This is a genomic window from Variovorax sp. VRV01 (genome assembly GCF_014852545.1).
Classification (GTDB): Bacteria; Pseudomonadota; Gammaproteobacteria; order Burkholderiales; family Burkholderiaceae_C; genus Variovorax; species Variovorax beijingensis_A.
Window position 1 is genome coordinate 42444 of sequence record NZ_JACVBS010000001.1, and the last position, 25273, is coordinate 67716.

General features: G+C 69.0%; 22 protein-coding genes. 18 read left to right on the plus strand and 4 right to left on the minus strand.

Translation table 11 applies throughout. The annotated features are described in order from the left end of the window. Nucleotides 1–8: 8 nt before the first annotated feature. The 11 genes from IB278_RS00200 (at nt 9) to IB278_RS00250 (ending at nt 8863) form a co-directional block, all read left to right on the plus strand. Nucleotides 9–392 carry a cupin domain-containing protein gene (locus tag IB278_RS00200; protein ID WP_192322349.1) on the plus strand — a complete coding sequence of 128 codons (384 nt, stop codon included), beginning with the start codon at nt 9–11 and terminating at the stop codon, nt 390–392. 26 nt (nt 393–418) lie between these two features. Then, nucleotides 419–1429 (plus strand): Bug family tripartite tricarboxylate transporter substrate binding protein, encoded by a 1011-nt coding sequence (locus tag IB278_RS00205; RefSeq protein ID WP_192322350.1) that lies wholly within the window; start codon nt 419–421, stop codon nt 1427–1429. Between the two features lie 130 nt (nt 1430–1559). Then, entirely contained in the window at nt 1560–2786 is a 1227-nt protein-coding gene (locus IB278_RS00210) for a CaiB/BaiF CoA transferase family protein (protein WP_192322351.1), read from the plus strand. Then, on the plus strand, nt 2783–3952 hold the full coding sequence (locus IB278_RS00215) for an acyl-CoA dehydrogenase family protein (protein ID WP_145739961.1): 1170 nt from the start codon (nt 2783–2785) through the stop codon (nt 3950–3952). The genes IB278_RS00210 and IB278_RS00215 overlap by 4 nt, the downstream gene beginning before the upstream one ends. 13 nt (nt 3953–3965) lie before the next feature. After that, the gene (locus IB278_RS00220; RefSeq protein WP_145739963.1) at nt 3966–4259 is read left to right on the plus strand and encodes an acylphosphatase; all 294 of its coding nucleotides are present in this window, start codon (nt 3966–3968) and stop codon (nt 4257–4259) included. A 139-nt stretch (nt 4260–4398) separates the two neighbouring features. Next, a complete protein-coding gene (locus IB278_RS00225; RefSeq protein ID WP_192322352.1) occupies nt 4399–5319 on the plus strand; it encodes a hydroxymethylglutaryl-CoA lyase in 921 nt (306 codons plus the stop codon). 30 nt (nt 5320–5349) lie between these two features. Next, nucleotides 5350–5838, plus strand: a complete 489-nt coding sequence (locus IB278_RS00230; protein WP_145739966.1) for a YbaK/EbsC family protein — start codon at nt 5350–5352, stop codon at nt 5836–5838. 1 nt (nt 5839) lies between these two features. Then, a complete protein-coding gene (locus IB278_RS00235; RefSeq protein WP_145739968.1) occupies nt 5840–6106 on the plus strand; it encodes a DUF1289 domain-containing protein in 267 nt (88 codons plus the stop codon). Continuing rightward, nucleotides 6103–6747, plus strand: coding sequence for a 2-hydroxychromene-2-carboxylate isomerase (locus IB278_RS00240; RefSeq protein WP_145739970.1), 645 nt, complete (start codon nt 6103–6105; stop codon nt 6745–6747). Before IB278_RS00235 ends, IB278_RS00240 begins: the two co-directional genes overlap by 4 nt. 166 nt (nt 6748–6913) lie before the next feature. Then, complete coding sequence (locus tag IB278_RS00245) at nt 6914–8608, plus strand: MFS transporter (protein ID WP_145739972.1); 1695 nt, start codon at nt 6914–6916, stop codon at nt 8606–8608. A gap of 108 nt (nt 8609–8716) precedes the next feature. Next, nucleotides 8717–8863, plus strand: a complete 147-nt coding sequence (locus IB278_RS00250; RefSeq protein WP_186454106.1) for a hypothetical protein — start codon at nt 8717–8719, stop codon at nt 8861–8863. Nucleotides 8864–8881: 18 nt separating this feature from the next. Here the strand turns inward: IB278_RS00250 and IB278_RS00255 are convergent, their stop codons facing one another. Both IB278_RS00255 and IB278_RS00260 read right to left on the minus strand, forming a co-directional pair. Beyond that, on the minus strand, nt 8882–9997 hold the full coding sequence (locus tag IB278_RS00255) for an ABC transporter substrate-binding protein (protein ID WP_145739973.1): 1116 nt from the start codon (nt 9995–9997) through the stop codon (nt 8882–8884). A gap of 136 nt (nt 9998–10133) precedes the next feature. Then, nucleotides 10134–11240, minus strand: coding sequence for an ABC transporter substrate-binding protein (locus IB278_RS00260; protein ID WP_145739975.1), 1107 nt, complete (start codon nt 11238–11240; stop codon nt 10134–10136). A gap of 171 nt (nt 11241–11411) precedes the next feature. Between IB278_RS00260 and uvrA the strand changes: the two genes are divergently transcribed. From uvrA to IB278_RS00280, 4 genes are all read left to right on the plus strand, one after another. After that, entirely contained in the window at nt 11412–17261 is a 5850-nt protein-coding gene (gene uvrA / locus IB278_RS00265) for an excinuclease ABC subunit UvrA (RefSeq protein WP_192322353.1), read from the plus strand. 122 nt (nt 17262–17383) lie between these two features. Next, nucleotides 17384–18433: an ornithine cyclodeaminase gene (locus IB278_RS00270; RefSeq protein ID WP_145739979.1), complete on the plus strand. Its 1050-nt coding sequence runs from the start codon at nt 17384–17386 to the stop codon at nt 18431–18433. Between the two features lie 8 nt (nt 18434–18441). Beyond that, nucleotides 18442–19491, plus strand: a complete 1050-nt coding sequence (locus IB278_RS00275) for a histone deacetylase family protein (RefSeq protein WP_186454107.1) — start codon at nt 18442–18444, stop codon at nt 19489–19491. A gap of 101 nt (nt 19492–19592) precedes the next feature. Next, nucleotides 19593–20576 (plus strand): tripartite tricarboxylate transporter substrate binding protein, encoded by a 984-nt coding sequence (locus IB278_RS00280; RefSeq protein ID WP_145739983.1) that lies wholly within the window; start codon nt 19593–19595, stop codon nt 20574–20576. On the opposite strand, the gene IB278_RS00285 is transcribed toward IB278_RS00280, so the two are convergent. Next, nucleotides 20563–21132 (minus strand): TetR/AcrR family transcriptional regulator, encoded by a 570-nt coding sequence (locus tag IB278_RS00285; RefSeq protein WP_145739985.1) that lies wholly within the window; start codon nt 21130–21132, stop codon nt 20563–20565. The two genes, IB278_RS00280 and IB278_RS00285, sit on opposite strands and share 14 nt — an antisense overlap. 89 nt (nt 21133–21221) lie before the next feature. On the opposite strand from IB278_RS00285, the gene IB278_RS00290 reads away from it, so the two are divergent. After that, a complete protein-coding gene (locus IB278_RS00290; protein WP_145739987.1) occupies nt 21222–22484 on the plus strand; it encodes an MFS transporter in 1263 nt (420 codons plus the stop codon). On the opposite strand, the gene IB278_RS00295 is transcribed toward IB278_RS00290, so the two are convergent. Then, nucleotides 22474–23310, minus strand: coding sequence for an HAD-IIB family hydrolase (locus IB278_RS00295; RefSeq protein WP_192322354.1), 837 nt, complete (start codon nt 23308–23310; stop codon nt 22474–22476). The genes IB278_RS00290 and IB278_RS00295 overlap by 11 nt on opposite strands. Before the next feature lie 98 nt (nt 23311–23408). On the opposite strand from IB278_RS00295, the gene IB278_RS00300 reads away from it, so the two are divergent. Together IB278_RS00300 and IB278_RS00305 are read left to right on the plus strand one after the other, a co-directional pair. Next, nucleotides 23409–24404: an ATP-binding cassette domain-containing protein gene (locus tag IB278_RS00300; RefSeq protein WP_145739991.1), complete on the plus strand. Its 996-nt coding sequence runs from the start codon at nt 23409–23411 to the stop codon at nt 24402–24404. Next, a complete protein-coding gene (locus IB278_RS00305) occupies nt 24401–25243 on the plus strand; it encodes an ABC transporter permease (protein WP_192322355.1) in 843 nt (280 codons plus the stop codon). The genes IB278_RS00300 and IB278_RS00305 overlap by 4 nt, the downstream gene beginning before the upstream one ends. Nucleotides 25244–25273 lie beyond the last annotated feature (30 nt).

Below are 25273 nucleotides of genomic sequence, written 5' to 3' on the forward strand. Positions count from 1 at the left end.
TGAAAACAATGACTGCACCACGCTACTTCGTCCGCGAGAGCGAGATCGCCGGCTACCACCCGGCCAACCACACCGGCACCCTGAACAAGCGCCTGATCGGCCCCGAGACCGTGGGCGCGAAGCAGCTGGAGGTGCTGGTCGGCCACATCCAGAAGGGCAAGGGCGCGCTGCCGCATGCGCACCCGGGCATCGAGCAGGTCTGCTACATGCTCGAAGGCCGCGCGGTCGCCGAGGTGGGCGGCCAGCGGCAGGAGCTGCACCCCGGTGACAGCTGCTTTTTCCCGGCCGACGCGATGCACACCTTCACGGTGGTGAGCGACGAGCCGGTGCGCGTGCTGGTCATCTACAGCCCGCCGTACGAGGAATCGCCGGAGCGCGTGATCCGGCCCTGAACGACAACCACCCGGAGACAAGAACCATGCAGACGAAGAACGCGACAACCACGGTCGCGGTGGCAAGCCGCCGCCGTTTCATTTCCATCGGCGCCGCCGCAGGCCTGGCCGGCGCGGCGCCCTGGGCCTTTGCGCAGGAGGGCTACCCGAAGCAGCCGATCAAGCTGATCGTGCCTTTCGCGGCCGGCAGCGGCACCGACGCGGTGGCGCGCATCACGGCGCAGATGCTGGGCGAGGCGCTGAAGGCCTCGGTCATCGTGGACAACCGCGCGGGCGCCAACGGCGTGATCGCCGCCGAGTTCGTGGCCAAGGCGCCGCCCGACGGCTACACGCTCTTCATGACCACCAACACCACGCATTCGGCCAACCCGAGCCTGATGAAGTCGCTGCCCTACGACCCGGTGAAGGACTTCGCGCCCGTGAGTCGCATGGGCAACCTGCCGTTCATGCTGGTGGTCAACAACGAGCTGCCCGTGAAGAGCGTGGCCGAGCTGCTGGCCTGGGGCCGCGCGCATCCGGGCAAGCTGACCTATGCGAGCGGCAACAGCACCGGCATCGTGAGTGGTGCCACGCTCTCGCGCATGAGCGGCGTGCCGATGCTGCACGTGCCCTACAAGAGCACGCCGCCCGCGATTGCCGACCTGATCGGCGGGCAGGTGTCGATGATGGTGGTCGACCTCGCCGCGGGGCTCGCCACGGTGAAGGCCGGCAAGATGCGCGCGATCGCGGTCACCACGCAGGAGCGCACCAAGCTGTTTCCGGAACTGCCGCCGCTGGCCGATACGCCAGAGCTCAAGGGCTTCGACATCACCTCGTGGAACGGCGTGTTCGCGCCGGCCGGCACGCCGCGCGACGTGGTGCTGAAGCTCAACAAGGTGCTGTCGGAAATGGCGAACGGCGCGGCCTTCCGCGAGCGGGTGGCGAAGCTGGGCTTCGATGCCTTCGGCAGCACGCCGGAGGAGCTGGGGGCGTTCACGGTGGCGGAGCTGGCGAAGTGGAAGAAGCTGATCCAGGCGGCCGGCATTCAACCGGAATGAGCATGCAGTCGAGTCTGAATTTCTCCCTCCCCTTCCGGGGGAGGGCAGGGGTGGGGGCTCGCAGCGCCGCCATCGCGCGCCCTGCCTGCCCCCATCCCAGCCTTCCCCCGGAAGGGGAAGGAGCAGAGACATGAGCACCGCTGGACCACTCCAGGGCATCCGCATCCTCGACCTCACGGCCGTGGTGATGGGCCCCTACGCCACGCAGACGCTCGGCGACCTCGGCGCCGATATCGTCAAGGTCGAGCCGCCCACGGGCGACAACCTGCGTGCCGTCGGCCCGATGCGCCACGCCGGCATGGGCGCGATGGCGATGCACCTGAACCGCAACAAGCGCTCCATCGTGCTCGACCTCAAGCAGCCCGAAGGCCGGGAGGCCTGCCTGCGGCTCGCGGCGGACTGCGATGCACTGATCTACAACACGCGCCCGCAGGCGATGGCACGGCTCGGGCTCGGCTACGAAGCCGTGGCCGCGGCCAATCCGAAGATCGTCTATCTCGGCGCCTTCGGCTACGGCGAGGAAGGCCCCTATGCCGGCAAGCCCGCCTACGACGACCTGATCCAGGGGGCGGCCGGCGTGGCCTCGTTGTTCGCGCAGCAAAGCGGCGGCGCACCGCGCTACGCGCCCGTCACGCTGGCCGACCGCGCCGTGGGGCTGCAGGCCGCCATCGCGCTGCTCGCCGCCGTGCTGCACGCGCAGCGCACGGGCCGCGGCCAGGCGGTCGAGGTGCCGATGTTCGAGGCGCTCTCGCAGTTCGTGATGGGCGACCACCTCGGCGGCCACAGCTTCGAGCCGCCGCTCGGCCCCACCGGCTATGCGCGCCTGCTCGCGCCGCACCGCAAGCCCTACGCCACGGCCGACGGCTACCTGAGCGTGCTGATCTACAACGACAAGCACTGGCAGGCCTTCTTCGACCTGATCGGCCGGCCCGAGCTGCGCGCTTCGCCGATGTTCGGCACGCACACGGCGCGCGCTGCGAACATCGGCGCGGTCTATGCGTTCGTGGCCGAAGTGATGGCCACGCGCAGCAGCGATGACTGGATGGCCGCATTGGAAGCGGCCGACATCCCGGTCGCGCGGCTGCACAGCACCGAGAGCCTGCTCGGCGACCCGCACCTGCGCGCGGTCGATTTCTTTCCCGAGTTCGACCATCCGAGCGAAGGCCGCATCCGCACGCTGGCGCCGGTCGGCCGCTACAGCGCCACGCCCGCGGCCATCCGCCGCATGGCACCGCGCATCGGCGAGCACAGCGTCGAGCTGCTGCGTGAAGCGGGCTATGGCGATGAAGCCATCGACCGCCTGCTCGCGCGCGGCATCACGCTGCAGCCGGCTCCACCCAAGGACAACGACGAATGAACTTCTCCCTCAACGAAGACCAGCGCTCGCTGGTGGCCGCCATCGAGCGGCTGTGCGAAGACTTCCCCGTCGACTACTGGCGCGACCACGACGACCGCGCCGCGTTCCCGCACGAGTTCCACCGCGCCGTGGCCGGCAGCGGCTGGCTCGGCATCGCGATGCCCGAGGCGCAGGGCGGCGCGGGCCTGGGCATCACCGAGGCGGCGCTGATGATGCGCGCCATCAGCGCATCGGGCGCGGGCATGTCGGGCGCATCGTCGGTGCACATGAACATCTTCGGGCTCAACCCGGTGGTGGTGTTCGGCAGCGAGGCACAGCGCCAGCGCTTCCTGCCGCCGCTGATCGCCGGCACCGAGAAGGCCTGCTTCGCGGTGACTGAGCCCGACGCGGGGCTCGACACGACGAGCCTCAAGACGCAGGCGGTGCGCCAGCCGAACGGCAGCTACCTGCTGCACGGCCGCAAGATCTGGATCTCGACCGCGCAGGTGGCCGACCGCATGCTGATCCTCACGCGCACCACGGCGCTCGGCCAGGTGAAGAAGCCCACGCAGGGCCTCACGCTGTTCTACACGCCGCTGGACCGCACCAAGGTCGAAGTGCGCGAGATCCACAAGCTGGGCCGCGCGGCGGTCGACTCGAACATGCTCTTCATCGACGGCCTCGAAGTGCCGGAGGAAGACCGCATCGGCGAGGAAGGACGCGGCTTCGAATACATCCTGCACGGGCTCAACCCCGAGCGCATATTGATTGCGGCCGAGGCCATCGGCATCGGCCGCGCCGCGCTGCGCATCGCCTCGCAGTACGCGCAGGAGCGCGTCGTGTTCGGCCGGCCGATCGGCCAGAACCAGGGCGTGGCGCACCCGCTCGCACGCGCCTGGGCCAACCTCGAGGCGGCCGACCTGATGGTGTTCAAGGCCGCCACGCTGTACGACGCGGGCGAGCCCTGCGGCATCGAGGCCAACGCCGCCAAGTACCTGGCGGCCGAGGCGGCGCACGACGCCTGCCAGAACGCGGTTCTCACGCTGGGCGGTATGGGCTATGCGAAGGAATACCATGTCGAGCGGCTGCTGCGCGAGAGCTACATTCCGCGCATTGCGCCGGTCAGTCCGCAGATGATCCTGAACTTCATCGCGGAAAAGGCGCTCGGCCTGCCCAAGTCGTACTGATGCTGCCCATGCCATGAATCCATCCGCCGTCACCCGCCATCTCGTCGTCCGCGGCCTGGTGCAGGGCGTGGGCTATCGCTGGTCGATGGTGCAGGCCGCGCGGCGCCTGGGCGTGCGCGGCTGGGTGCGCAACCGCCGCGACGGCAGCGTGGAGGCGCTGGCCTGCGGCCCGGCCGCTGCGGTCGATGCGCTGGTCGCGTGGGCCCGCAGCGGGCCGGACGGCGCGCGGGTGGATGCGCTGGAAGCGGTGGAGGCGCCCGCGCCCGCCGAGCCGCCATCGGATTTCGTGCAGCGCGAAACGGCGTGAACCGCGGCGCTGGCACGATCTGCAACGCCGCTGGCAGGCATTGCAACCCCTGCGGCAGGCACCGCCGAGCACGCCGGAGCCAGACGGCCGACAATTGACGGACGCTTTTTCCTTTCCCCAGCGAACCCAGAGACATCCCATGAAACTCCCCGCCAAGGTCCAGATCGTCGACGTCGGTCCGCGCGACGGACTGCAGAACGAGAAGCAACCGGTCTCCGCCGAAATCAAGATCGGCCTCGTGCACCGCCTGCAGGACGCCGGCCTGAAGGAGATCGAGGTCACCAGCTTCGTGAGCCCCAAGTGGGTGCCGCAGATGGCCGACGCTGCCTCCGTGATGCACGGCATAAAGCGCAAGCCCGGCGTGCGCTATTCGGTGCTCACGCCCAACATGAAGGGCTTCGAGGCCGCCATTGCCGCGCCGCGCGAGGAATGGCCCGACGAGATCGTGGTCTTCGGCGCCGCGAGCGAGGCCTTCAGCCAGAAGAACATCAACTGCTCCATTGCCGAGAGCATCGAGCGCTTCGCACCCGTGGTGGCCGCGGCGCGCGACAAGGGCATCGCGGTGCGCGGCGCCATGTCGTGCACCGTGGGCTGCCCGTACGAAGGCGAGATCGCGCCCGAGCGCGTGGGCATGCTGGCGAAGCTGATGAAGGACATCGGCGTGCAGCGCGTGGACGTGGCCGACACCATCGGCGTGGGCACGCCGCGCAAGGTGAAGGCCGCCATCGAGGCCACGCTGGCGCACTTCGACGTGGACCACGTCTCGGGCCACTTCCACGACACCTACGGCCAGGCGCTGGTCAACACGCTGGCCTCGCTGGAGCTGGGGGTCTGGAATTTCCAGTCGTCCTCCGCCGGGCTGGGCGGCTGCCCCTACGCCAAGGGCGCGACCGGCAACGTCGCCACCGAAGACGTGGTCTACATGCTGCACGGCATGGGCATCGAGACCGGCATCGACCTGGACAGGCTGATCGACGCGGGCATCTACATCAGCGAGGCGCTGGGGCGCGAGCCGAATTCGCGCGCCTCCAAGGCGATCCGTACCAAGAGGGCGGGATGATGAGCGTCGACACAAAGCGGGAGGCATCTGATGTGCGGCGCTGAACTTCATTCACTGCCCGAAGGCGTGCAGCGCGTTTCCCGTGTGCTGCAGGACGCGGGCCACCCCCATTCGCCGCGCATGCTCGACGACGCCTGCCGCACCGCGCAGCAGGCGGCCGACGCGCTCGGCATCGGGGTCGGGCAGATCGCCAAGAGCATCGTCTTCCGGCGCAAGAGCGACGACGCGGCAGTGCTGGTCATCACCTCGGGCGACAAGCGCGTCGACGAGAAGAAGGTCGATGTGCTGGTCGGCAAGACCGGCCGCGCCGATGCGGAGTTCGTGAAGGCGCGCACCGGCTTCACGATCGGCGGCGTGTCGCCCGTGGCGCATGCCACGCCGCCGGTGGTGCTGATCGACCGCGAGCTGTTCCGCTTCGAGGAGATCTGGGCCGCGGCGGGCCATCCGCATGCGGTGTTCCAACTGCGCCCGCAAGACCTCGAGAAGCTCACCGGCGCGCCGGTGGCCGACGTGGTGTGATGTGAATTTCGACACCGCGCAAACGCTGGCCGAACGCGCCGCCGCCGTGCAGCGCTCGGCCGAAGATGCGCCGTCGCCCTGCACCTCGGTCTGCCGCATGGACCGCCTGAGCGGCTTCTGCGAAGGGTGCCTGCGCACCATCCCCGAGATCGCCGGCTGGAGCAAGATGGATGACGACGCGCGGCGCAGCGTATGGCGCGCGATAGAGTTGCGGGCACGGGCCGGCATCTGGCGCATCCCGGAGCCATCAGGAGACAACCACGCATGAAGCACATCGACTTCTACCTCGACTTCATCTCGCCCTACGCGCACCTTGCGTTCGAGCACCTGCCCCAGGCGCTCGAGGGCCTGAGCTGCAGCGTGGCCTACAAGCCGGTGCTGCTGGGCGCGATCCTCAAGCACCACGGCCAGCTCGGCCCGGCCGAGATTCCCGCCAAGCGCAGCTGGACCTACCGTCACGTGCTCTGGCTCGGCCATGCGAACGGCATCCCGATCGAGATGCCGGCCTCGCATCCGTACAACCCGCTGCCGCACCTGCGGCTCGCGCTGTCGACCTCGGACGACGGCAGCATCAGCCGCCTCGTGGCCGAAACCATCTTGCGCAACGTGTGGCGCGGCGGCGAGGAAGCCGGCGATGCCACGCGGCTGGCCGCGCTGGCAGCACAGCTGGAACCGAAGCGCGACGTGAACGGCGACGAGAACAAGGCGCTGCTCAAGCGCAACACCGACGAGGCCCTGCAGGCCGGCGTGTTCGGCACGCCGAGCTGCGTGGTCGACGGCCGCCTGTTCTGGGGCTTCGACGGCCTCGCGATGCTGCGCGCCTACCTGGCCGGCGACGCCTGGTTCGACGGCCCGCAATGGGCGGCGGCCGACCAGCGGCCCTCCTTGCTGCGAAGCAGCAAAAGCTGAGCAGAAGGCCGATTTCTTACAAGCTGAAACGGACCCCGCGGGTTTCACCTTAATCCGTAAGCGTCGGTTCAGTTTCGCGAAAGGCTCGGGTCAGTCGCGCCTCCAAGAATGCTTCACGGTCCCGAATGCCGGGGCCGACCGAACGCATACACAGGAGACGACGCAAATGGCAGCAACACTGGATTCAAGGGGGGTGCCGCATCCGGCCCCCCGGCCCATGTCCTCGGAGGAAAAGAAGGTCATCTTCGCTTCCTCCCTTGGCACGGTGTTCGAGTGGTACGACTTCTACCTCTACGGCTCGCTCGCCGCGATCATCGCGAAGCAGTTCTTCAGCGGCCTCGATGCGGGCGCGGCCTTCATCTTCGCGCTGCTGGCGTTTGCCGCGGGCTTCCTGGTGCGGCCGTTCGGCGCCATCGTGTTCGGCCGGCTCGGCGACATGATCGGGCGCAAGTACACCTTCCTGGTCACGATCCTGATCATGGGCCTGTCGACCTTCATCGTCGGCCTCTTGCCCAGCTACGCCACCATCGGCGTCGCGGCACCGGTGATCCTGATTGCGCTGCGCATGCTGCAGGGCCTCGCGCTCGGCGGCGAGTACGGCGGTGCCGCCACCTACGTGGCCGAGCACTCGCCGCACGGCAAGCGCGGCGCCTACACCTCGTGGATCCAGACCACCGCCACGCTCGGGCTGTTCCTGAGCCTGCTGGTGATCCTGGGCGTGCGCGAATGGCTCGGCGAAGCGGTGTTCAATGACTGGGGCTGGCGCATTCCATTCCTGGTGTCGATCCTGCTGCTCGGCATCTCGGTGTGGATCCGGCTGTCGCTGTCCGAGTCGCCGGCCTTCCAGAAGATGAAGGCCGAGGGCAAGACCTCGAAGGCGCCGCTGTCCGAATCCTTCGGCCAGTGGAAGAACCTCAAGATCGTGATCCTGGCGCTGGTCGGCCTTACGGCAGGCCAGGCGGTGGTCTGGTATTCGGGCCAGTTCTACGCGCTCTTCTTCCTGACGGCGCAGCTCAAGGTCGATGCGACCACGGCCAACCTGATGATCGCGGCCGCGCTTTTGATCGGCACGCCGTTCTTCGTGGTCTTCGGCACGCTGTCGGACAAGATCGGCCGCAAGCCGATCATCATGGCCGGCTGCCTGTTGGCCGTGGTCACCTACTTCCCGGTCTTCAAGATGCTGACCGAGGCCGCCAACCCCGACCTTGCCAGGGCGCAGGCCACCGCCGGCGTCACCGTCACGGCCGACCCCGCGACCTGCTCGTTCCAGGGCAATCCTGTGGCGCGCGAGATCGACTTCCGCAGCTCCTGCGACATCGCCAAGCGCTACCTCGTGCAGAACTCGGTGAGCTATGAGAACGTGGCCGGCGCGCCGGGTTCGAAGGCCATCGTGAAGATCGGCGACAAGACGGTCGAGGCGCCCGTGGGCAACGTCGTGAACCTCAAGTTCGACGAGACCTCCGCCAAGGAAATCGCCGCCTTCAAGAAGGGCGTGGCCGAAGACCTGAAGGTCGCGGGCTATCCGGCCAAGGCCGACCCCGCCAAGATCAACAAGCCGCTGACGGTTGCGCTGCTGTTCTGGCTGGTGCTGCTGGTGACCATGGTCTACGGCCCGATCGCCGCCATGCTGGTGGAACTGTTCCCCACCCGCATCCGCTACACCTCGATGAGCCTGCCCTACCACATCGGCAACGGCTGGTTCGGCGGCCTGCTGCCGACCACCGCCTTCGCCATCGTGGCGTCCACCGGCAACATGTACAACGGCCTGTGGTACCCGATCATCATCGCGGGCGTCACGCTGGTGGTGGGCACGCTGTTCATCCGCGAAACCAAGAACGTCGACATCTACGCGAACGACTGACGCACGTTCGGCACAGGAGGGCGGCGGGAGCCGGCCCTCCGTTCAACAAAAGGGCTTCATGCCGTCGGCATGAGGCCCTTTTCTTGAACCAATCAGGAGACAGAACCCATGTGGAAACTCGTTGTCGGCTTCGTCGTCTTTGCCGCCATTGCCCTGTACGTGATCTCGAAAGCCGGCGACAAGATCGACATGTCGGGCGAGAAGCACGGCGGCGACACGACGCACGAGCCTGCGCCCGCTGCCGCACCCAAGTAGGGCACCGACCGGCGGCGATCAGCGCTTGAAGCGGCCTTCGCTGACGATCGACAGGTCGACGTAGTCGATGCCCGTGTGATCGGTCGGCGAGTAGCTCACGTCGATGTTGCCGCCCAGGTCGTACTGGAAGCTGTTGAGCGTGGCGATCAGCCGGGCGCGCGTGGGCTTGGGGCCGGTGCGGCGCAGCGCCTCCACCATCACCTTGGTGGCGACGAAGCCTTCCAGCAAGGCCGGCGACAGCTCGGTCTGTCCCTTGGCCTTGGCGAGCGCCAACGCTTCCTTGATCAGCGGATGGCCGAACGATCGCTCGTAGGGCAGCACCTGCGTGACGATCACGCCGGCGCTGGCCGAGCCCAGCTCCTTGATGAAGCCCGAAGCGGCATTGTTCGACAGCGTGATGATCTGTGCCGCCGAGCCCGCGGCGCGCAGCGCCTTCACGCCTTCGGTCACCGCAGTGCCCGAGCCGATCCACAGCACGGCCTGCGCATTGGCCTTGACCAGCTGCGGCACGATCGCCGAATAGTCGGGCTTGCTGCGGTCGGCCAGCGCGAGCACGGCCGGCGTGATCCCGGCCTTCTCGAAGCCCTTGCTCGCGCCTTCCATCGCGTCCTTGCCGAACGAGTCGTCGGCCTGCACCACGGCAATGCGCTGGATGCCCGTGGTGTGCAGGTGCTGCACCGCCTTTTCGGCCTCGCGCTGGTAGGTCGAGCGCACGTTGAAGATGTTCTTCTGCACCGGCTTGTGCAGCGCCATCGCGCCAGTGGAAGGGCCCACCAGGGCCACGCCGTATTTGTCGAGCAGCGGGATGACGGCCAGGGTATTGGGCGTGCCGCGGTTGAGCAGCAGCGCCAGCACCTTCTTGTCCTCGATCAGGATGCGCGTGTTCTCGACCGAGCGCTTCGCGTCCAGGCCGTCGTCCAGCCGGATCACCTCGACCTGCTCGCCGTTGATGCCGCCCTGGGCGTTGACCTGATCGATGACCAGCTGCGAGCCCATGATGGTCTCCTTCACGCTGGCGGCCACCGGGCCCGACAGGTCGGCCGACTGGCCGATCACGATCTGCGCCGACGCGCCGAGCGCGGACAGGGCGAAGAGCAGCGCAACAGCGCGGGACGTGGACAACATCTTCATCATCGAACAGGCCTTTGGGCGAAGCGGATGCTTCTGTCAGAAGATGTGTAATGTGTTGCCGCAAGTGACATTCACTCGCTCGTGGAAACCCTGTCAAACCATAGTTGACAGTGCCCTGGCGCTGCCGCCGGCGCCGTGCTCAGCGCTTGAAGCGGCCGTCGCTGATGATCGCGAGGTCGGCGAAATCGATGCCCGAATGGTCCTGCGGCGAGTAGCTGATCTCGAGCCCGCCGAGGTCGTAGCCGCGCAGGCTGTCGAGCGCCGCCAGCACCTTGGCCCGCGTCGGCTTGGGGCCGGCGCGGCGCAGCGCCTCGAGCAGCACCTTGGCCGAGGCAAAGCCCTCGAGCGCGGCCGGCGAGAGCTCGGCCTGGCCCTTGGCGCGCGCCAGTGCCAGCGCTTCCTTGACCATGGGGTAGCTGATGGAGCGCTCGTTCGGGAACACCTGGGTCACGATCACCCCCTTGCTCGCATCGCCCAGCTGCTTGATGAAGCCCGAGGAGGCGTTGTTCGACAGGGTGACCACCTGCGCGGCCGAGCCGGAGGCGCGCAGCGCCTTGATGCCCTCGACCACGGCAACGCCCGAGCCGATCCACAGCACCGCCTGCGCATTGGCGTCCCTGATGGCCGGCACGATGGCCTTGTAGTCGGGCTTTTCGCGGTCGGCCGGCACCGTCACGACGGGCTTGGCCTGCGCCTTGGCGAAGCCGGTCATGGCGCCCTCGAGCGCGTCCTGCCCGAAGGAATCGGTCACGTGGACCACGGCGATGCGCGCGATGCCGGTGGTGAGCAGGTGCTGGATCGCCTTCTCGGCTTCGCGCTGGTAGGTGGCGCGCACGTTGAACACGTGCTTCTGCACCGGCTTGTGCAGCACCATGGCGCCGGTCGAAGGGCCGATCAGGGCCACGTCGTGCTTGTCGAGCCAGGGGATGATGGCCTGCGAATGTGGCGTGCCGCGGCTCATGAAGAGCGCCGCCACCTTTTTCTCCTCGATCAGCACGCGGGCGTTCTCGCTGGCGCGCTTGACGTCGAAGCCGTCGTCCATGCGCAGCACCTCGATCTTCTCGCCGTGGATGCCGCCCTGGGCGTTGGCCGCGTCGATCAGCAGCTGGGCGCCGCCGATGGTTTCATTCACGCTGGCGGCCACCGAGCCGGTCATGCCCGCCGTCTGGCCGATCAGGATCTGGGCCGGCGCGGACGTCGCGGCCACGGCGAGCAGGGCGGCGCAAAGAACGTGCAGCTTGTTCATGGAATAACTTTCAAGTGCGGATGTGAACGTAAACGAAGGTGCTATTTGTTACACGAAGTGACAATGACTCCATCAGTACAAACCCCTGCGCGGCCGCGGACCATGTGACGGAGTGCACGAATACGTCACCGGCCGCTCCCTAGAATGTTTGCCCCACCCCCCAAGGCACTCATGACACAGGGCTCCATCCGGATTCGCGGCGCGCGCCAGCACAACCTCCAGAACCTCGACCTCGACATCCGCACCGGCGAGATGACCGTGGTCACCGGGCCCAGCGGCTCGGGCAAATCGAGCCTCGTGTTCGACACCCTCTATGCCGAGGGCCAGCGGCGCTATGTGGAGACCTTTTCCGCCTATGCGCGCCAGTTCCTGGACCGCATGGACAAGCCGGCCGTCGACAAGGTGGAGGGCGTACCGCCCGCCATCGCCATCGACCAGACCAACCCGGTGCGCTCCTCGCGCTCCACGGTCGGCACCATGACCGAGCTCAACGACCACCTGAAGCTGCTCTACGCGCGGGCGGCCCAGCTGTTCGACCGCGAAACCGCGCTGCCGGTGCGCCACGATTCGCCCGACAGCATCTATGCGCAGATCGCCGAGCGGGCGGCTGCGGCCGGCGATCCGCGGCTGGTGGTCACGTTTCCGGTCGAGCTGCCGGCGGGCACCTCGCCGGACGAAGTCACGCAGTGGCTGTCGGCCAGCGGCTTCACGCGCGTGCAGGCCGAGCGCGAGGTGGCCACGCCCACCGGCCCGCGCAAGATGCTCGACGTGGTGGCCGACCGCTTCCGCATTTCGAGCGCCGAGCGCTCGCGCGTGGTCGAGGCCATCGAGGTGGCGCTCAAGCGCGGCAGCGGGCGGGTCACCGTGCATGCGACGGGGGCCGAGGAGAACGCTGTGGCCGACGTCTGGAAGTTCTCCACCGGGCTGCACTGCCCCGAGAGCGACATCCGCTACGCCGACCCGATCCCGTCGATGTTCTCGTTCAATTCGGCCGTCGGCGCCTGCGACACCTGCCGCGGCTTCGGCCGCGTGATCGGCGTCGACCTGGGCCTCGTGATCCCCAACGACAAGCTCACGCTGCGCGCCGGCGCGATCAAGACCATCCAGACGCCCGCCTGGAAGGAAGCGCAGGACGACCTCATGCGCCACGCCGAGGCGGCCGGCATTCCGCGCGACACGCCCTGGAACAAGCTCACCGACGAGCAGAAGCACTGGGTGATCGAGGGCACGCCCAACTACAAGGAGGGCAACTGGAACAAGCAGTGGTACGGCGTGCGCCGCTTCTTCGGCTACCTGGAGAGCAAGGCCTACAAGATGCACATCCGTGTGCTCCTGTCCAAGTACCGCAGCTACACGCCGTGTCCCACCTGCAGCGGCGCGCGCCTGAAGCTCGACAGCCTGATCTGGCGCATCGGCAGCAAGGAAGATGCGGATGCGGTGCTGGAGCCTGCCAAGCGCTTCATGCCGGCCGGCGTGAAGTGGACGCGCGCGCAGCTCGAGGCGCTGCCCGGGCTGTGCCTGCACGACTTGATGCTGCTGCCGATCGAGCGGCTGCGGCAATTCTTCGACCGCATGGGCTTGGCTCCCTCCCCCGCCGGGGGAGGGCAGGGGTGGGGGCACGCGGCCTCGGCAAAAGCCGTGGTGATGGGGGAGGCCGCGAGCCCCCATCCCGGCCTTCCCCCGGCGGGGGAAGGAGCAAGGCAGGGCGAAACCCAGGCGCTCAAGCTGCTGTTCGAAGAAATCACCACCCGCCTGCGCTACCTGCACGACGTCGGCATCGGCTACCTCACGCTCGACCGCCAGAGCCGCACGCTGAGCGGCGGCGAGGTGCAGCGCATCAACCTCACGACCGCGCTCGGCACCTCGCTGGTCAACACGCTGTTCGTGCTCGACGAGCCCAGCATCGGCCTGCATCCGCGCGACATGAACCGCATCACCGAGGCCATGCTGCGCCTGCGCGACGCCGGCAACACGCTGGTGGTGGTCGAGCACGACCCGGCCGTGATGCTCGCGGCCGACCGCGTGATCGACATGGGCCCGGGCCCCGGCATCCGCGGCGGGCAGATCGTGTTCGACGGCAGCACCGACCAACTGCGCGACGCCGACACGCTCACCGGCCAGTACCTGGGCGGGCGCAAGAAGATCGGCATGGGCTTCAAGCGGCTCGTGAGCGAGAACACGCACCGGCTCATCCTCGAAGGCGTGCGCGAGCACAACCTGAAGAGCGTCACGGTCGAGTTCCCGCTCGCGCGGCTGGTGTGCGTCACCGGCGTCAGCGGCTCGGGCAAGTCGACGCTGATCCAGGACGTGCTGGCACCCGCGCTCATGCGCCATTTCGGCAAGGCCACCGAAACGCCGGGCGCGCACGACCGCCTGCTGGGCGCCGATCACCTGGGTGACGTGGTCTTCGTCGACCAGTCGCCCATCGGCAAGACGGCGCGCTCCAACCCCGCGAGCTACGTGGGCGCATGGGACGCGATCCGCGAGATCTTCGCCACCGCCGCGCTCTCGCGCCAGCGCGGCTACACCGCGAGCAAGTTCAGCTTCAATTCCGGCGATGGCCGCTGCCCGACCTGCGGCGGCTCGGGCTTCGAGCACGTCGAGATGCAGTTCCTGTCGGACGTGTACCTGCGATGCCCCGATTGCGACGGCAAGCGCTACCGCCCCGAGATCCTCGAAGTGAAGGTCGAGCGCAAGGGCCGGGGCTACAACGTGGCCGACGTGCTCGACCTCACCGTGGCCGAAGCCGCAGCGGTGTTCGAGGCCGACCGCGACGTGTTGCGCGTGCTGCAGCCGATCTCCGACGTGGGGCTCGACTACGTCAAGCTCGGCCAGCCCGTGCCCACATTGAGCGGCGGCGAGGCCCAGCGCCTCAAGCTCGCGGGCTTCCTGGCCGAGGCGGCCAAGAGCGCGACCGCCAGCAAGCAGTCGGTCGCGCGCCGGGGCACGCTGTTCCTGTTCGACGAGCCCACGACCGGGCTGCACTTCGACGACATCGCGCGGCTGATGCGCGCGCTGCGCAAGCTGCTCGACGCCGGCCATTCGCTGATCGTGATCGAGCACAACCTCGACGTGATCCGCGCCAGCGACTGGTGCATCGACCTCGGCCCCGAAGGCGGCGAGGGCGGCGGCATGGTGGTGGCCGAGGGCACGCCCGAGCAGTTGCGCGAGAACCGCGCCTCGCTCACCGGCGCGGCGCTGGCCGACTACGACCTGGCGATCGGCCCCGAGGCCTACAAGGTGGCCGAGCGCGCCGCGCGGCGCTACATCGCCAATGCGAAGGCGGCGCCCGGCGGCCATGCGATCGAGATCGTCAATGCGCGCGAGCACAACCTCAAGAACCTCAGCGTGAACATTCCGCGCGGCAAGTTCAGCGTGGTGACGGGCGTGAGCGGCTCGGGCAAGTCGACGCTGGCCTTCGACATTTTGTTCAACGAAGGGCAGCGGCGCTACCTCGAATCGCTCAACGCCTATGCGCGCAGCATCGTGCAGCCCGCGGGCCGGCCCGAAGTGGATGCGGTCTACGGCATTCCGCCCACGGTGGCGATCGAGCAGCGCCTGTCGCGCGGCGGCCGCAAGAGCACGGTGGGCACCACCACCGAGGTCTGGCACTTCCTGCGCCTGCTGTACGTGAAGCTCGGCATCCAGCACTGCATCCATGACGGCGCGGCGGTGCAGCCGCAGACGCCCGACAGCATCGCCGCGCAGCTGATGCGCAACTTCAAGGGCCAGCACATCGGCCTGCTCGCGCCGCTGGTGAGCAACCGCAAGGGCGTGTACACCGAGCTGGCCGACTGGGCGCGGCCGCGCGGCTTCACGCACCTGCGTGTGGACGGCGAGTTCCTGCCGACCACCGGCTTTCCGCGCATCGACCGCTTCAAGGAGCACAGCATCGAGCTGCCGGTGGCCAGCCTCGACGTGCTGCCCTCGAAGGAAACCGAACTGCGCGAGGCGCTCACCAAGGCACTCGAGCACGGCAAGGGCGTGGTGCACGTGCTGAGCCAGCTCGACGGCCTCAAGGCCGCGATGATGGCCGGCGCACCGGCCTCGGGCATCGGCCGCGTCAACGTGTTCTCCACGCTGCGCGCCTGCCCGGTCTGCAGCACCAGCTATGCCGAGCTCGATCCGCGCCTGTTCAGCTACAACAGCAAGCACGGCTGGTGCCCCGACTGCGTGGGCACCGGCGTCAAGCTCAGCAAGGACCAGCGCAAGGTCTTCGACGACTCGATCCGCGACGACGACAGCAAGGGCCGCGAACAGACCTTCGCCGAGCCCGAGATCGAAGACCTGGCCGACACCGCCTGCCCGACCTGCGAAGGCACGCGGCTCAATGCGACGGCACGCGCGGTGAGCTTCGGTGCCTCGCCGGCCGACGGCATGGGCGGCATCGGCATCACCGAGCTTGCGCGCATGAGCGTGACCGAGGTGCGGCAGTGGTTCGAAGGCCTGGCGCTCACGGGGCGCGAAGCCGAGATCGCACGCGACCTGGTGCCCGAGATCAGGAGCCGGCTCGAATTCCTGGAGGAGGTGGGCCTGGGCTATCTCACGCTCGACCGCGGCGCGCCCACGCTCTCGGGCGGCGAGGCGCAGCGCATCCGCCTGGCGGCGCAGCTCGGCAGCAACCTGCAGGGCGTGTGCTACGTGCTCGACGAGCCGACCATCGGCCTGCATGCGCGCGACAACCAGATCCTGCTCGACGCGCTGCACAAGCTCGGCGACAAGGGCAACACGCTGGTGGTGGTGGAGCACGACGAAGACACCATCCGCCGCGCCGACCACATCATCGACATCGGCCCGAGCGCCGGCAAGCGCGGCGGCCGGCTCGTGGCCGAGGGCTCGGTGGCCGACATCCAGAAGGCCGGCGATTCGCAGACCGGGCGCTACCTGCGCGATGCGATCAAGCATCCCTTGCACGCACGGCGGCTGATTCCTGCGCCAGACCCGAAGGCCGAGGACAGCGGCCATTGGCTCACCGTGCACGGCGCCGACCTGCACAACCTGCAGGACGTGACTGCCACGCTGCCGCTGCACCGCCTGGTGGTGGTCACCGGCGTCAGCGGCTCGGGCAAGTCCACGCTCGCGCGCGACGTGCTGCTGGCCAGCGTGCATGCCATCGTGGTCCAGCGCATGACCAAGGCCGGCCGCGACGCCGATGCCGCGGGCAAGCGCCCGGCCTGGTCCGGCTGCGAGCGCGTCGAGGGCTACGAGACCATCGACCGCGTGCTCGAGGTCGACCAGACCCCCATCGGCAAGACGCCGCGCAGCTGCCCGGCCACCTACATCGGCTTCTGGGACACCATCCGCAAGCTGTTTGCCGACACGCTCGAGGCCAAGGCGCGCGGCTACGGGCCCGCGCGCTTCAGCTTCAACACCGGCGAGGGCCGCTGCCCCGGCTGCGACGGCGCCGGCGTGCGCACCATCGAGATGAGCTTCCTGCCCGACGTGAAGGTGCCCTGCGAGGTCTGCCACGGCGCGCGCTTCAACCCCGAGACGCTGGCCGTGAGCTGGCGCGGCAAGAGCATCGGCGAGGTTCTGCAGATGGAGGTGGACGAGGCGGTCGAGTTCTTTGCGGCCATGCCCAACATCAGCCATCCGCTGCAGCTGCTGAAGGACGTGGGGCTGGGCTACCTGACGCTGGGGCAGCCCTCGCCCACGCTTTCGGGCGGCGAGGCGCAGCGCATCAAGCTGGTGACCGAGCTCAGCAAGGTGCGCGACGACGTCACGCGCCGCGGCCAGAAGGCGCCGCACACGCTGTACGTGCTCGACGAGCCGACCGTGGGCCTGCACATGGCCGACGTCGAGAAGCTGATCCACGTGCTGCACCGGCTGGTGAACGGCGGCCACAGCGTGGTGGTGATCGAGCACGACCTCGACCTGATCGCCGAGGCCGACTGGATCATCGACCTGGGTCCCGAGGGCGGCAACGCCGGCGGGCGCATCGTGGCCGCGGCGCCGCCGGAGGAAGTGGTGCGGCTCGGCACGCACACGGGCGTGGCCCTGGCGCCGGTGCTGGCACGTTGATGCGCGCAGGCGCACAATGGCCTGAACCCTTGGCGCAGGCGCATCCTGGATCAGCCATGGTGGAGCGATTGGACCGATGAAGGGATGAAGCGCCGCGTCCGGGCTACGCAAGGAGCCGCGCCATGACCCGCTTCATCGATGTTCACAGCCTGGTTCGCCTGGTGGACGAAACCGGCGTTCCGGAATTCCTCAAGGCCCTGGCCGACGCGCTGCGCGACGACTTCATGCGCTGGCGCGAGTTCGACAAGAAGGCGCGCGTGGCCAGCCACTCGCACCTGGGCGTGATCGAGCTGATGCCGGTGGCCGACGACGGCGCCTACGCCTTCAAGTACGTCAACGGCCATCCGCACAACACGGCCGTGGGGCTGCCTACGGTCATGGCCTTCGGCGTGCTGGCCGAGGTCGACACGGGCTACCCCGTGCTGCTGTCGGAGCTCACGCTCACCACCGCGCTGCGCACCGCCGCCACCTCGGCCATGGCGGCGCAGGCCCTGGCGCGGCCCGGCGCGCGCAGCATGGCGCTGATCGGCAACGGCTCGCAGAGCGAGTTCCAGGCGCTGGCCTTCCATGCGCTGCTGGGCATCGAGGAGGTGCGCGTGTTCGACATCGATCCGCGCGCCACAGACAAGCTGGTGCGCCACCTGTCGGCCTGCACGCCGCTCGAGGTGGTGCGCGCGCCGTCGGTCGCCGATGCGGTGCGCGGCGCCGACATCGTGACCACGGTCACGGCGCACCAGGGCCACGCGGTGGTGCTCGCGCCCGGCATGATCGAGCCGGGCATGCACATCAATGCGGTGGGCGGCGATTCGCCCGGCAAGACCGAACTGCACCCTGACGTGCTGCGCCTGGCGCGCGTGTTCGTCGAATACGAGCCCCAGACCCGCATCGAGGGCGAGATCCAGCAGCTGCCGGCCGACTTCCCGGTGCACGAGCTCTGGAAGGTGCTGCTCGGCAGCGTGCCCGGGCGCGAGAGCGCCGGGCAGGTCACGGTGTTCGACTCGGTCGGCTTTGCGCTGGAGGACTACACGGCGCTGCGCTACATCCACCAGCTGTCGCTGGAGCGCGGCATCGGCCAGCAGATCGCGCTGGTGCCCGAACTCGACGACCCGAAGGACCTGTTCGGCCTGACGGCGTCCGGCCGGCGCCGGGCGGTGCTGCGGCGTGCGGCATGATGCGCGGCATGCTCACCATCTACAACGACCAGCACACATTGCACCAGGGCAAAGTCGAGATGTTCCGCGGCGAGCTGGTGCCGTGCTTCGAGGTGCCCGCCCGCGTCGACCATGTGAAACATGAACTGGAGCGCCGCGGCCTCGGCCCGCTGCAGGTGCCCGATGCCTTCGACGAGGCACTGCTGGCCAGGGTGCATGCGCCGCGCTACCTCGACTTCATCGCCCATGCCTGGGACGAGTGGGTGGCGCTCGATCCGTCGAACGCATCGCGCGATGCCCTGCCTTCGTACTGGCCCACGCGCGGCATGCGCACCGATGTGTTGCCGAAGAGCTTTCCCGCACGCATGGGGCTGTTCTCTTTCGATGCGGGCACGCCGCTCATGGCCGGCAGCTGGGCCGCCGCGCGCCACGGCGCCGCCTGCGCCTGGACCGCGGCGCAGCGCGTTGCTGGCGGCGAGCGCGCCGCCTTCGCGCTCACCCGGCCGCCCGGCCACCATGCGGGCGCCGATTTCTTCGGCGGCTACTGCTTCGTCAACAACGCCGCCGTGGCCGCGCAGGCGCTGCGCGATGCGGGCGTGGCGCGCGTGGCGGTGCTCGACGTGGACTACCACCACGGCAACGGCACGCAGGCCATCTTCTACGAGCGCAGCGACGTGCATTTTGCGAGCCTGCATGGCGATCCGCTGACCGACTATCCCTACTACCTGGGCCATGCCGACGAGCGTGGCGCGGGCGCCGGGCTCGGCTTCAACCACAACCTGCCGCTCACGCGCGGTGCGGACTTCGCCACCTGGCGCGCGGCGCTGAAGGCCGCGCTCGGCGGCATTGCCGAAGTGCGCGCGGGCGCGCTGGTGGTGTCGCTCGGCGTCGACACCTTCGAAGGCGACCCGGTCGCGGGCTTCCGGCTCCAAAGCGACGACTACCTGCGCATGGGCGAAGACCTGGCGCGCGCCGGCCTGCCCACGGTGTTCGTGTTCGAGGGCGGCTACGCGGTGGCGGAGGTGGGCGTCAACGCCGTCAACGTGCTGCAGGGTTTCGAGCAGCAGGCCGCGGGCTGAGCCGCAGGCGACAGCAGTCGGGTGAGCACCGATTGCCGCCGCGCCAAGGGCAGGGCCCAATGCGCCCTTTTGCTTTTTTCCCGTTCCAGGAACCCGCCACCATGTCCCGCCGATCCCTTCTCCGTGCCGCCACGCTCGCCGCAGCCTGCGGGCTTCTTCTGTCTCCGCTGGCGGCGCTCGCGCAGGCCTTTCCCTCCAAGCCGGTCAAGCTGGTCATCGCCTTCCCCGCGGGCGGGCCCACCGACATCACGATGCGCCAGCTGGCCGACAACGCGAGCAAGATCCTCGGCCAGCCCGTCATCATCGACAACAAGCCCGGCGCCGGCGGCACCTTGCCCGCGCAGGCGCTGCAGACCGCGCAGCCCGACGGCTACACGGTCGCGCAGATTCCGCTCGGCGTGTTCCGCCTCGGCTACACCACCAAGATCAACTGGGACCCGCTCAAGGACATCAGCTACGTGCTCAACGTCACGGGCTATGCCTTCGGCATCGTGGTGCCGGCCGACAGCCCGTTCAAGACCTGGGCCGACTTCGTCGCCTATGCCAAGGCCAACCCCGGCAAGCTCACCTACGGCTCCACCGGCAACCTCACGAGCCCGCATCTCACGACCGAACTGATCGCACAGAAGGCCGGCATCCAGCTGCAGCACGTGCCCTACAAGGGCAGCGCCGACCTGATGCTCGCGGTGGTCAGCGGCCAGCTGATGGCGGCCGCCGACAGCACCGGCTTCGCGCCGCAGGTCGAGGCCGGCAAGCTGCGCGTGCTCAACACCTGGGGCGAGAAGCGCCTGGCCAAGTTCCCCGATGCGCCGACGCTGAAGGAACTGGGCTACGACATCGTGCAGAACTCGCCCTTCGGCATCGGCGCGCCCAAGGGCACGCCGCCCGAGGTGGTGAAGAAACTGCACGACGCCTTCAAGCAGGCAATGGAAGAGCCGAGCTATGTGGCCTCGCTCGGCCGCTACGACATGCTGCCCAACTACATGAGCTCGGCGGCCTACACCAGGTTTGCGCAGGACACGGTGGTGCGCGAGAAGGCGGTGATCGAGAAGCTGGGGCTCGCGAAGGAAGTCAAGACGAACTGAGCACGAACAGCTCGTCCACCAGCCGCTTCGCCAGTGCCGGCTTCACGGGGTCGCCGCCGAACACGAGGCGAAACACGATCGGCGCGATCAGGTGATCGATCACCTGCTGCGCCTCGGGTGCCCGCTCGCCACGGGCGTGCGCCTGCTCGACCAGCTTCAGCGCTTCCTTGCGGCGGTTGCGCAGGCAGTCGGTGTCGGCGCCGCCGTCGGCCAGTGCGGCCGCGGCTTTCAACAGCGAGGTGTTGCAGGGGCGCGCAAGGTGCGTGATGAGTTCCTGCGCCCATGCCGTCAGGTCCTGCCGCAGCGAGCCCGTGTCGGGCAGGGGCCGGTTCGGGTCCAGCCGGTGCGCCGCCGTCTCGGCCAGCAGGCCCGACAAGTCGCCCCATCGGCGGTAGATGCTCGAGGCGCTGACGCCGGCGCGCTCGGCCACCGCCGGGACGGTCACACGTTCGCGCCCCTGTTCGGCCACCAGTTCTTCGAGCGCAGTGCGCACCAGCGCCTGCACCTGGGCGCTGCGGCCGCCGGGACGCTTGTTCGGAAGGACGACATCGTTCATGTAAGGACTTTAACGCAAAGATATTTGCTTTAGGAGGGATGCGAGTCTAGAATCGTAAAAGCTAAAAAAGTTGCGTTAAGGATTCGCCCATGCCGTCCTCCTGTCCTGAGCTTGCCGCTGCCACTGCCGCCGCGTCCCGTGCCAAGCCGTGGCGCCTGCCCGCGGCCGCCGGATTTGCGCTGCTGGCGACGGTGCTGTTCGCGTTCTTCTTCGCGGCTGCCGCGCCGTCGCCGCTGTTTGTGGTGTTCCAGCACGCCTGGGGTTTCTCGTCGTCGATGCTCACCGTGGCTTTCGCCGTCTACGCGATCGCGCTGCTGATCTCGCTGCTGGTCGCGGGATCGCTGTCGGACCATATCGGGCGCCGGCCCGTGGTGCTGGCAGCGCTGGTGCTGCAGGCGCTGGCGATGGGGCTCTTCCTGCTGGCGCACGGCATCGGCGGGCTGATCGCCGCGCGCGTGGTGCAGGGCGTGGCCACGGGCGTCGCAAGCGGCGCGCTGAGCGCGGCGGTGGTCGAGGCCGCGCCGGCTGCGCGCAAGCGGCTGGGCGCATTGATCACGAGCGTGTCGCCGCTCGCGGGGCTCGCGGCGGGAGCGCTGCTGACGGGCATGGCGGTGAAGTTCAGCGCCGCGCCGGTGACGCTGGTGTTCGGCGTGCTCGCCGCGGTGTTCGCACTGGGCGCGGCCGCGGTGCTGTGGATGCCCGAGACCGTCACGCCGCGTGCCGGTGCGCTGGCTTCGCTGGTGCCGCGTGTGTCCATTCCCGTTCGGGCGCGGGCCGACTTTGCGCGCGGCCTGCCGGTGTTCATCGTGGTGTGGGCGCTGGGCGGCCTGTATCTGTCGCTCGCACCCTCGCTGATGCACCATGTGTTCGGCATCGACAACGGCGTGGTCAACGGCCTCACGGTGGCGGTGCTTTCGGGCTTCGGCGCGATCGCGCCCGCCCTGCTCGGCCGCCTTGGCGCGCCGCGATCGGTCATCTTCGGCACGGCCAGCATCGCGGCCGGTCTGGCGTTGCTGCTCGCATCGCTGGCCACCCGATCGCTCGCGCTGTTCTTTGCCGGCACCGCGATCGCGGGACTGGGCTTCGGCGGCTCTTTCTCGGCGCTGGTGCAGACGCTCGCACCCCAGGCCGATTCGCACGAGCGCGGCGAGCTGTTCGCCGCCATCTTCGTGGTGAGCTATCTTGCGTTCAGCCTGCCCGCAATGCTGGCCGGCTTCCTGGTGGCGCCGCTCGGATTGCTGGACACGGTGAAGGGCTATGCGGCCGTGCTGCTGCTGATTGCGGCCTTCGGCACCTGGCGCCAATGGTCGGTGCTGCGCCGCTGCGCCCGCAGCGGGCCGGTCAACGGGTAGCACGGGCCGAGAGAATCGCGCGCACCGCCTCGGCAAAGCCCGCGCCGCGCTCGCCCTCCGTCACATAGCGCGGCAGGTGCTCCAGCTGCGGCACGAAGCGCGCGACGTTCGCCACGCCGATGCTGCTCGCGAAGGTGCGGAACATGAGCTGGTCGTTGGTGGAGTCGCCCACGTAGGCCCAGCGGTCGAGTTCGTCGTCGAGCGTGCGGCCCCAGAGCTCGCGCACGATCCAGCGTGCGCCTTCGAGCTTGTCGTTGTCGCCGTACCAGCCGTTGATGTGGATGCTGCTCACGGTGGCGTGCATGCCTTCGCCGCGCATCAGCGCGACGACCTGCGCGATGGTCTCTTCGCCCAGTTGCACGAACTCGCTGTGGTCGATGGCGATGTCGGTCTCGCGGCCCGGTGAATCGGTGGCGCGCCGCGCGCCCGGGATCTCGCGCTCGATGCGCGCGAGCACAGCCTGCATGCGCTCGAAGTTGGCGCTGCGCGTGGGCGCATCCTGCATGTAGCGCTTCTCGATCTTGCCCTCGGCCGTGGGCAGCAGCGCCACCGCGCCGTTCTCCGCCACGATGGCATCGACCGGCCAGGTGTTGACGAAGGGCAGGCTCCAGCCGACGGGCCGGCCCGTGATGGCCACGATGGAAAGGCCCGCGGCCTTGAGATCGCCGAGCGCCTGCAGCGCATCGGGCGTGATCGCGCCCTCGGTGGTGAGCGTGTCGTCGATATCGGTGAACATACCCGCGAGCGTACGGCGCACGGGCGCGGACCAGCGGTCCAGCGGCAGCAGGTGGGTGGGCGAGGGCGGAAGGGAGGTCGGCGAAGGCATGGGGAGCGGGCAATCTCTGCAGAGCCCGTGATCGTACCGGCGGTTTCGTGTAGCATCCCGCCCCCGCCGCGCGTTCCAACGCCGGCGCGGCGCTTTCCATGCCCCACATCCTCGTCGACCAACTCCTCAAGAGCTACCGCATCTCCGAGCGCGAACCGGGCGTCATGGGTGCGCTGCGCGGCCTCGTGCAGCGCCGCCAGCGCACGGTGCAGGCGCTGTCGGGCGTGTCGTTCTCGCTCGAGCGCGGCGAACTGCTGGGCTTCATCGGGCCGAACGGCGCGGGCAAGTCGACCACCATCAAGATTCTCTCGGGCATCCTGCGGCCCGACGGCGGGCGCGTGGAGATCGACGGGCGCGATCCCTTCGCGGACCGCGAGCGGCACGTGGCGCGCATCGGCGTGGTCTTCGGCCAGCGCACGCAGCTGTGGTGGGACCTGCCGGTGGGCGACGGCTTCGACCTGCTGCGCGACATCTACCGTGTCGATCCGCAGCGCTATCGGCGCACGCGCGACGAACTGGTCGCGCTGCTGCATCTGGAGCGCGTGCTCGGCCAGCCGGTGCGCCAGCTCTCGCTGGGCCAGCGCATGCGCGCCGAGATCGCGGCGGCACTGCTGCACGAGCCCGACATCCTGTTTCTCGACGAGCCGACCATCGGCCTCGATGCGCCCTCGAAGCTCGCGGTGCGCGACTTCGTGCGCCGCGCCAACCGCGAGCGCGGCACCACCGTGCTGCTGACCACGCACGACATGCACGACATCGAGGCCCTGGCCCAGCGCGTGATCGTCATCGGCCACGGACGCGTGCTGGCCGACAGCCCGGTCGAGGCGCTGCGCGCGCAGGTGATGGCCGAGCGTCGGCTGGTGGTCGACTTCGCGCAGGATGCGGCGCTGCCCCAGCAGGTGCCCGGCGCCACGGTGCACGCGCGGGACGGCCAGACGCTGGTGCTCGATTTCGATCCCGCGGTCACCTCTGCGCCCGCGCTGATCGCGCGCATCGCGGCCGAGCACGCGGTGGAAGACATCCGCCTCGAAGGCCTGGCCATCGAGGCCGTGATCGCGCGCTTCTATGCCATGCACGGAGCGGCCGAGGCGTGAGCCCGCGCGATCTGCTTCGCCCCTATGCCGCGGCCTTCGTGTCGCGCTTCATGCAGATGCTGCAGTACCGCACTGCGGCGCTCGCCGGCTTTGCAACGCAGTGCTGGTGGGGCGGCATCAAGGTGATGGTGTTCGCGGCGTTCTATGGCGGCAGCGCCGTCGCGGGCGCGGCGTCGCCGATGTCGCTCGCCCAGGCCATCAGCTACACCTGGCTCGCGCAAGGCCTGCTGGTGCTGCTGCCCTGGCTCGGCGACCCGGAGGTGGCGCAGGCCGTGCGCACCGGCGCGGTGGCCTACGACCGGCTGCGGCCGGTGGATGCCTACGCGCTGTGGTTCGCGCGCAGCGCCGGCTGGATCGCGGCGCGGCTGTTGCCGCGCGTGGCGTTGATGGCAGCCTTCTCGGCGGTCGCGTTACCGCTGGCAGGGTTGGGCGAATGGGCCTGGCAGCCGCCCGCGAACGCGGTGGCCGGCATGGCGTTCCTGCTGTCGGTCGGGCTCGCGCTGCTGCTGTCGACCGCGATGGTGATGCTGCTCAACGTGGCGGCCACGGCGGCGCTCAACGAGCGCGGCATCAGTGCGGTGGCCACCCCCGTGGTCATCGTGTTCTCGGGCAACCTGCTGCCGCTGGCGCTGCTGCCCGACGCCTGGCAGACCGCGCTGCTGGTGCAGCCGCTGGCGGGGCTGTTCGACCTTCCGGCGCGGCTGTATTTCGGGCAGCTGGGCGGCTGGCATGCGCTCGGTGGACTGGGGCTGCAGTGCTTCTGGATTGCCGTGCTGGTCGCGCTCGGGCGGGTGGCGATGGGGCGCACCATGCGCAGCCTGCAGGTGCAGGGTGGCTAGGGTGGCTGGCTTGCACCGTGTCGGCGCTTC

Coding starts and splice junctions, on each gene's coding strand:
- IB278_RS00200 (WP_192322349.1), top strand. CDS start 9: ATGACTGCACCACGCTACTTCGTCCGCGAGAGCGAGATCGCCGGCTAC.
- IB278_RS00205 (WP_192322350.1), top strand. CDS start 419: ATGCAGACGAAGAACGCGACAACCACGGTCGCGGTGGCAAGCCGCCGC.
- IB278_RS00210 (WP_192322351.1), top strand. CDS start 1,560: ATGAGCACCGCTGGACCACTCCAGGGCATCCGCATCCTCGACCTCACG.
- IB278_RS00215 (WP_145739961.1), top strand. CDS start 2,783: ATGAACTTCTCCCTCAACGAAGACCAGCGCTCGCTGGTGGCCGCCATC.
- IB278_RS00220 (WP_145739963.1), top strand. CDS start 3,966: ATGAATCCATCCGCCGTCACCCGCCATCTCGTCGTCCGCGGCCTGGTG.
- IB278_RS00225 (WP_192322352.1), top strand. CDS start 4,399: ATGAAACTCCCCGCCAAGGTCCAGATCGTCGACGTCGGTCCGCGCGAC.
- IB278_RS00230 (WP_145739966.1), top strand. CDS start 5,350: ATGTGCGGCGCTGAACTTCATTCACTGCCCGAAGGCGTGCAGCGCGTT.
- IB278_RS00240 (WP_145739970.1), top strand. CDS start 6,103: ATGAAGCACATCGACTTCTACCTCGACTTCATCTCGCCCTACGCGCAC.
- IB278_RS00245 (WP_145739972.1), top strand. CDS start 6,914: ATGGCAGCAACACTGGATTCAAGGGGGGTGCCGCATCCGGCCCCCCGG.
- IB278_RS00250 (WP_186454106.1), top strand. CDS start 8,717: ATGTGGAAACTCGTTGTCGGCTTCGTCGTCTTTGCCGCCATTGCCCTG.
- IB278_RS00255 (WP_145739973.1), bottom strand. CDS start 9,997: ATGATGAAGATGTTGTCCACGTCCCGCGCTGTTGCGCTGCTCTTCGCC.
- IB278_RS00260 (WP_145739975.1), bottom strand. CDS start 11,240: ATGAACAAGCTGCACGTTCTTTGCGCCGCCCTGCTCGCCGTGGCCGCG.
- uvrA (WP_192322353.1), top strand. CDS start 11,412: ATGACACAGGGCTCCATCCGGATTCGCGGCGCGCGCCAGCACAACCTC.
- IB278_RS00270 (WP_145739979.1), top strand. CDS start 17,384: ATGACCCGCTTCATCGATGTTCACAGCCTGGTTCGCCTGGTGGACGAA.
- IB278_RS00275 (WP_186454107.1), top strand. CDS start 18,442: ATGCTCACCATCTACAACGACCAGCACACATTGCACCAGGGCAAAGTC.
- IB278_RS00280 (WP_145739983.1), top strand. CDS start 19,593: ATGTCCCGCCGATCCCTTCTCCGTGCCGCCACGCTCGCCGCAGCCTGC.
- IB278_RS00285 (WP_145739985.1), bottom strand. CDS start 21,132: ATGAACGATGTCGTCCTTCCGAACAAGCGTCCCGGCGGCCGCAGCGCC.
- IB278_RS00290 (WP_145739987.1), top strand. CDS start 21,222: ATGCCGTCCTCCTGTCCTGAGCTTGCCGCTGCCACTGCCGCCGCGTCC.
- IB278_RS00295 (WP_192322354.1), bottom strand. CDS start 23,310: ATGCCTTCGCCGACCTCCCTTCCGCCCTCGCCCACCCACCTGCTGCCG.
- IB278_RS00300 (WP_145739991.1), top strand. CDS start 23,409: ATGCCCCACATCCTCGTCGACCAACTCCTCAAGAGCTACCGCATCTCC.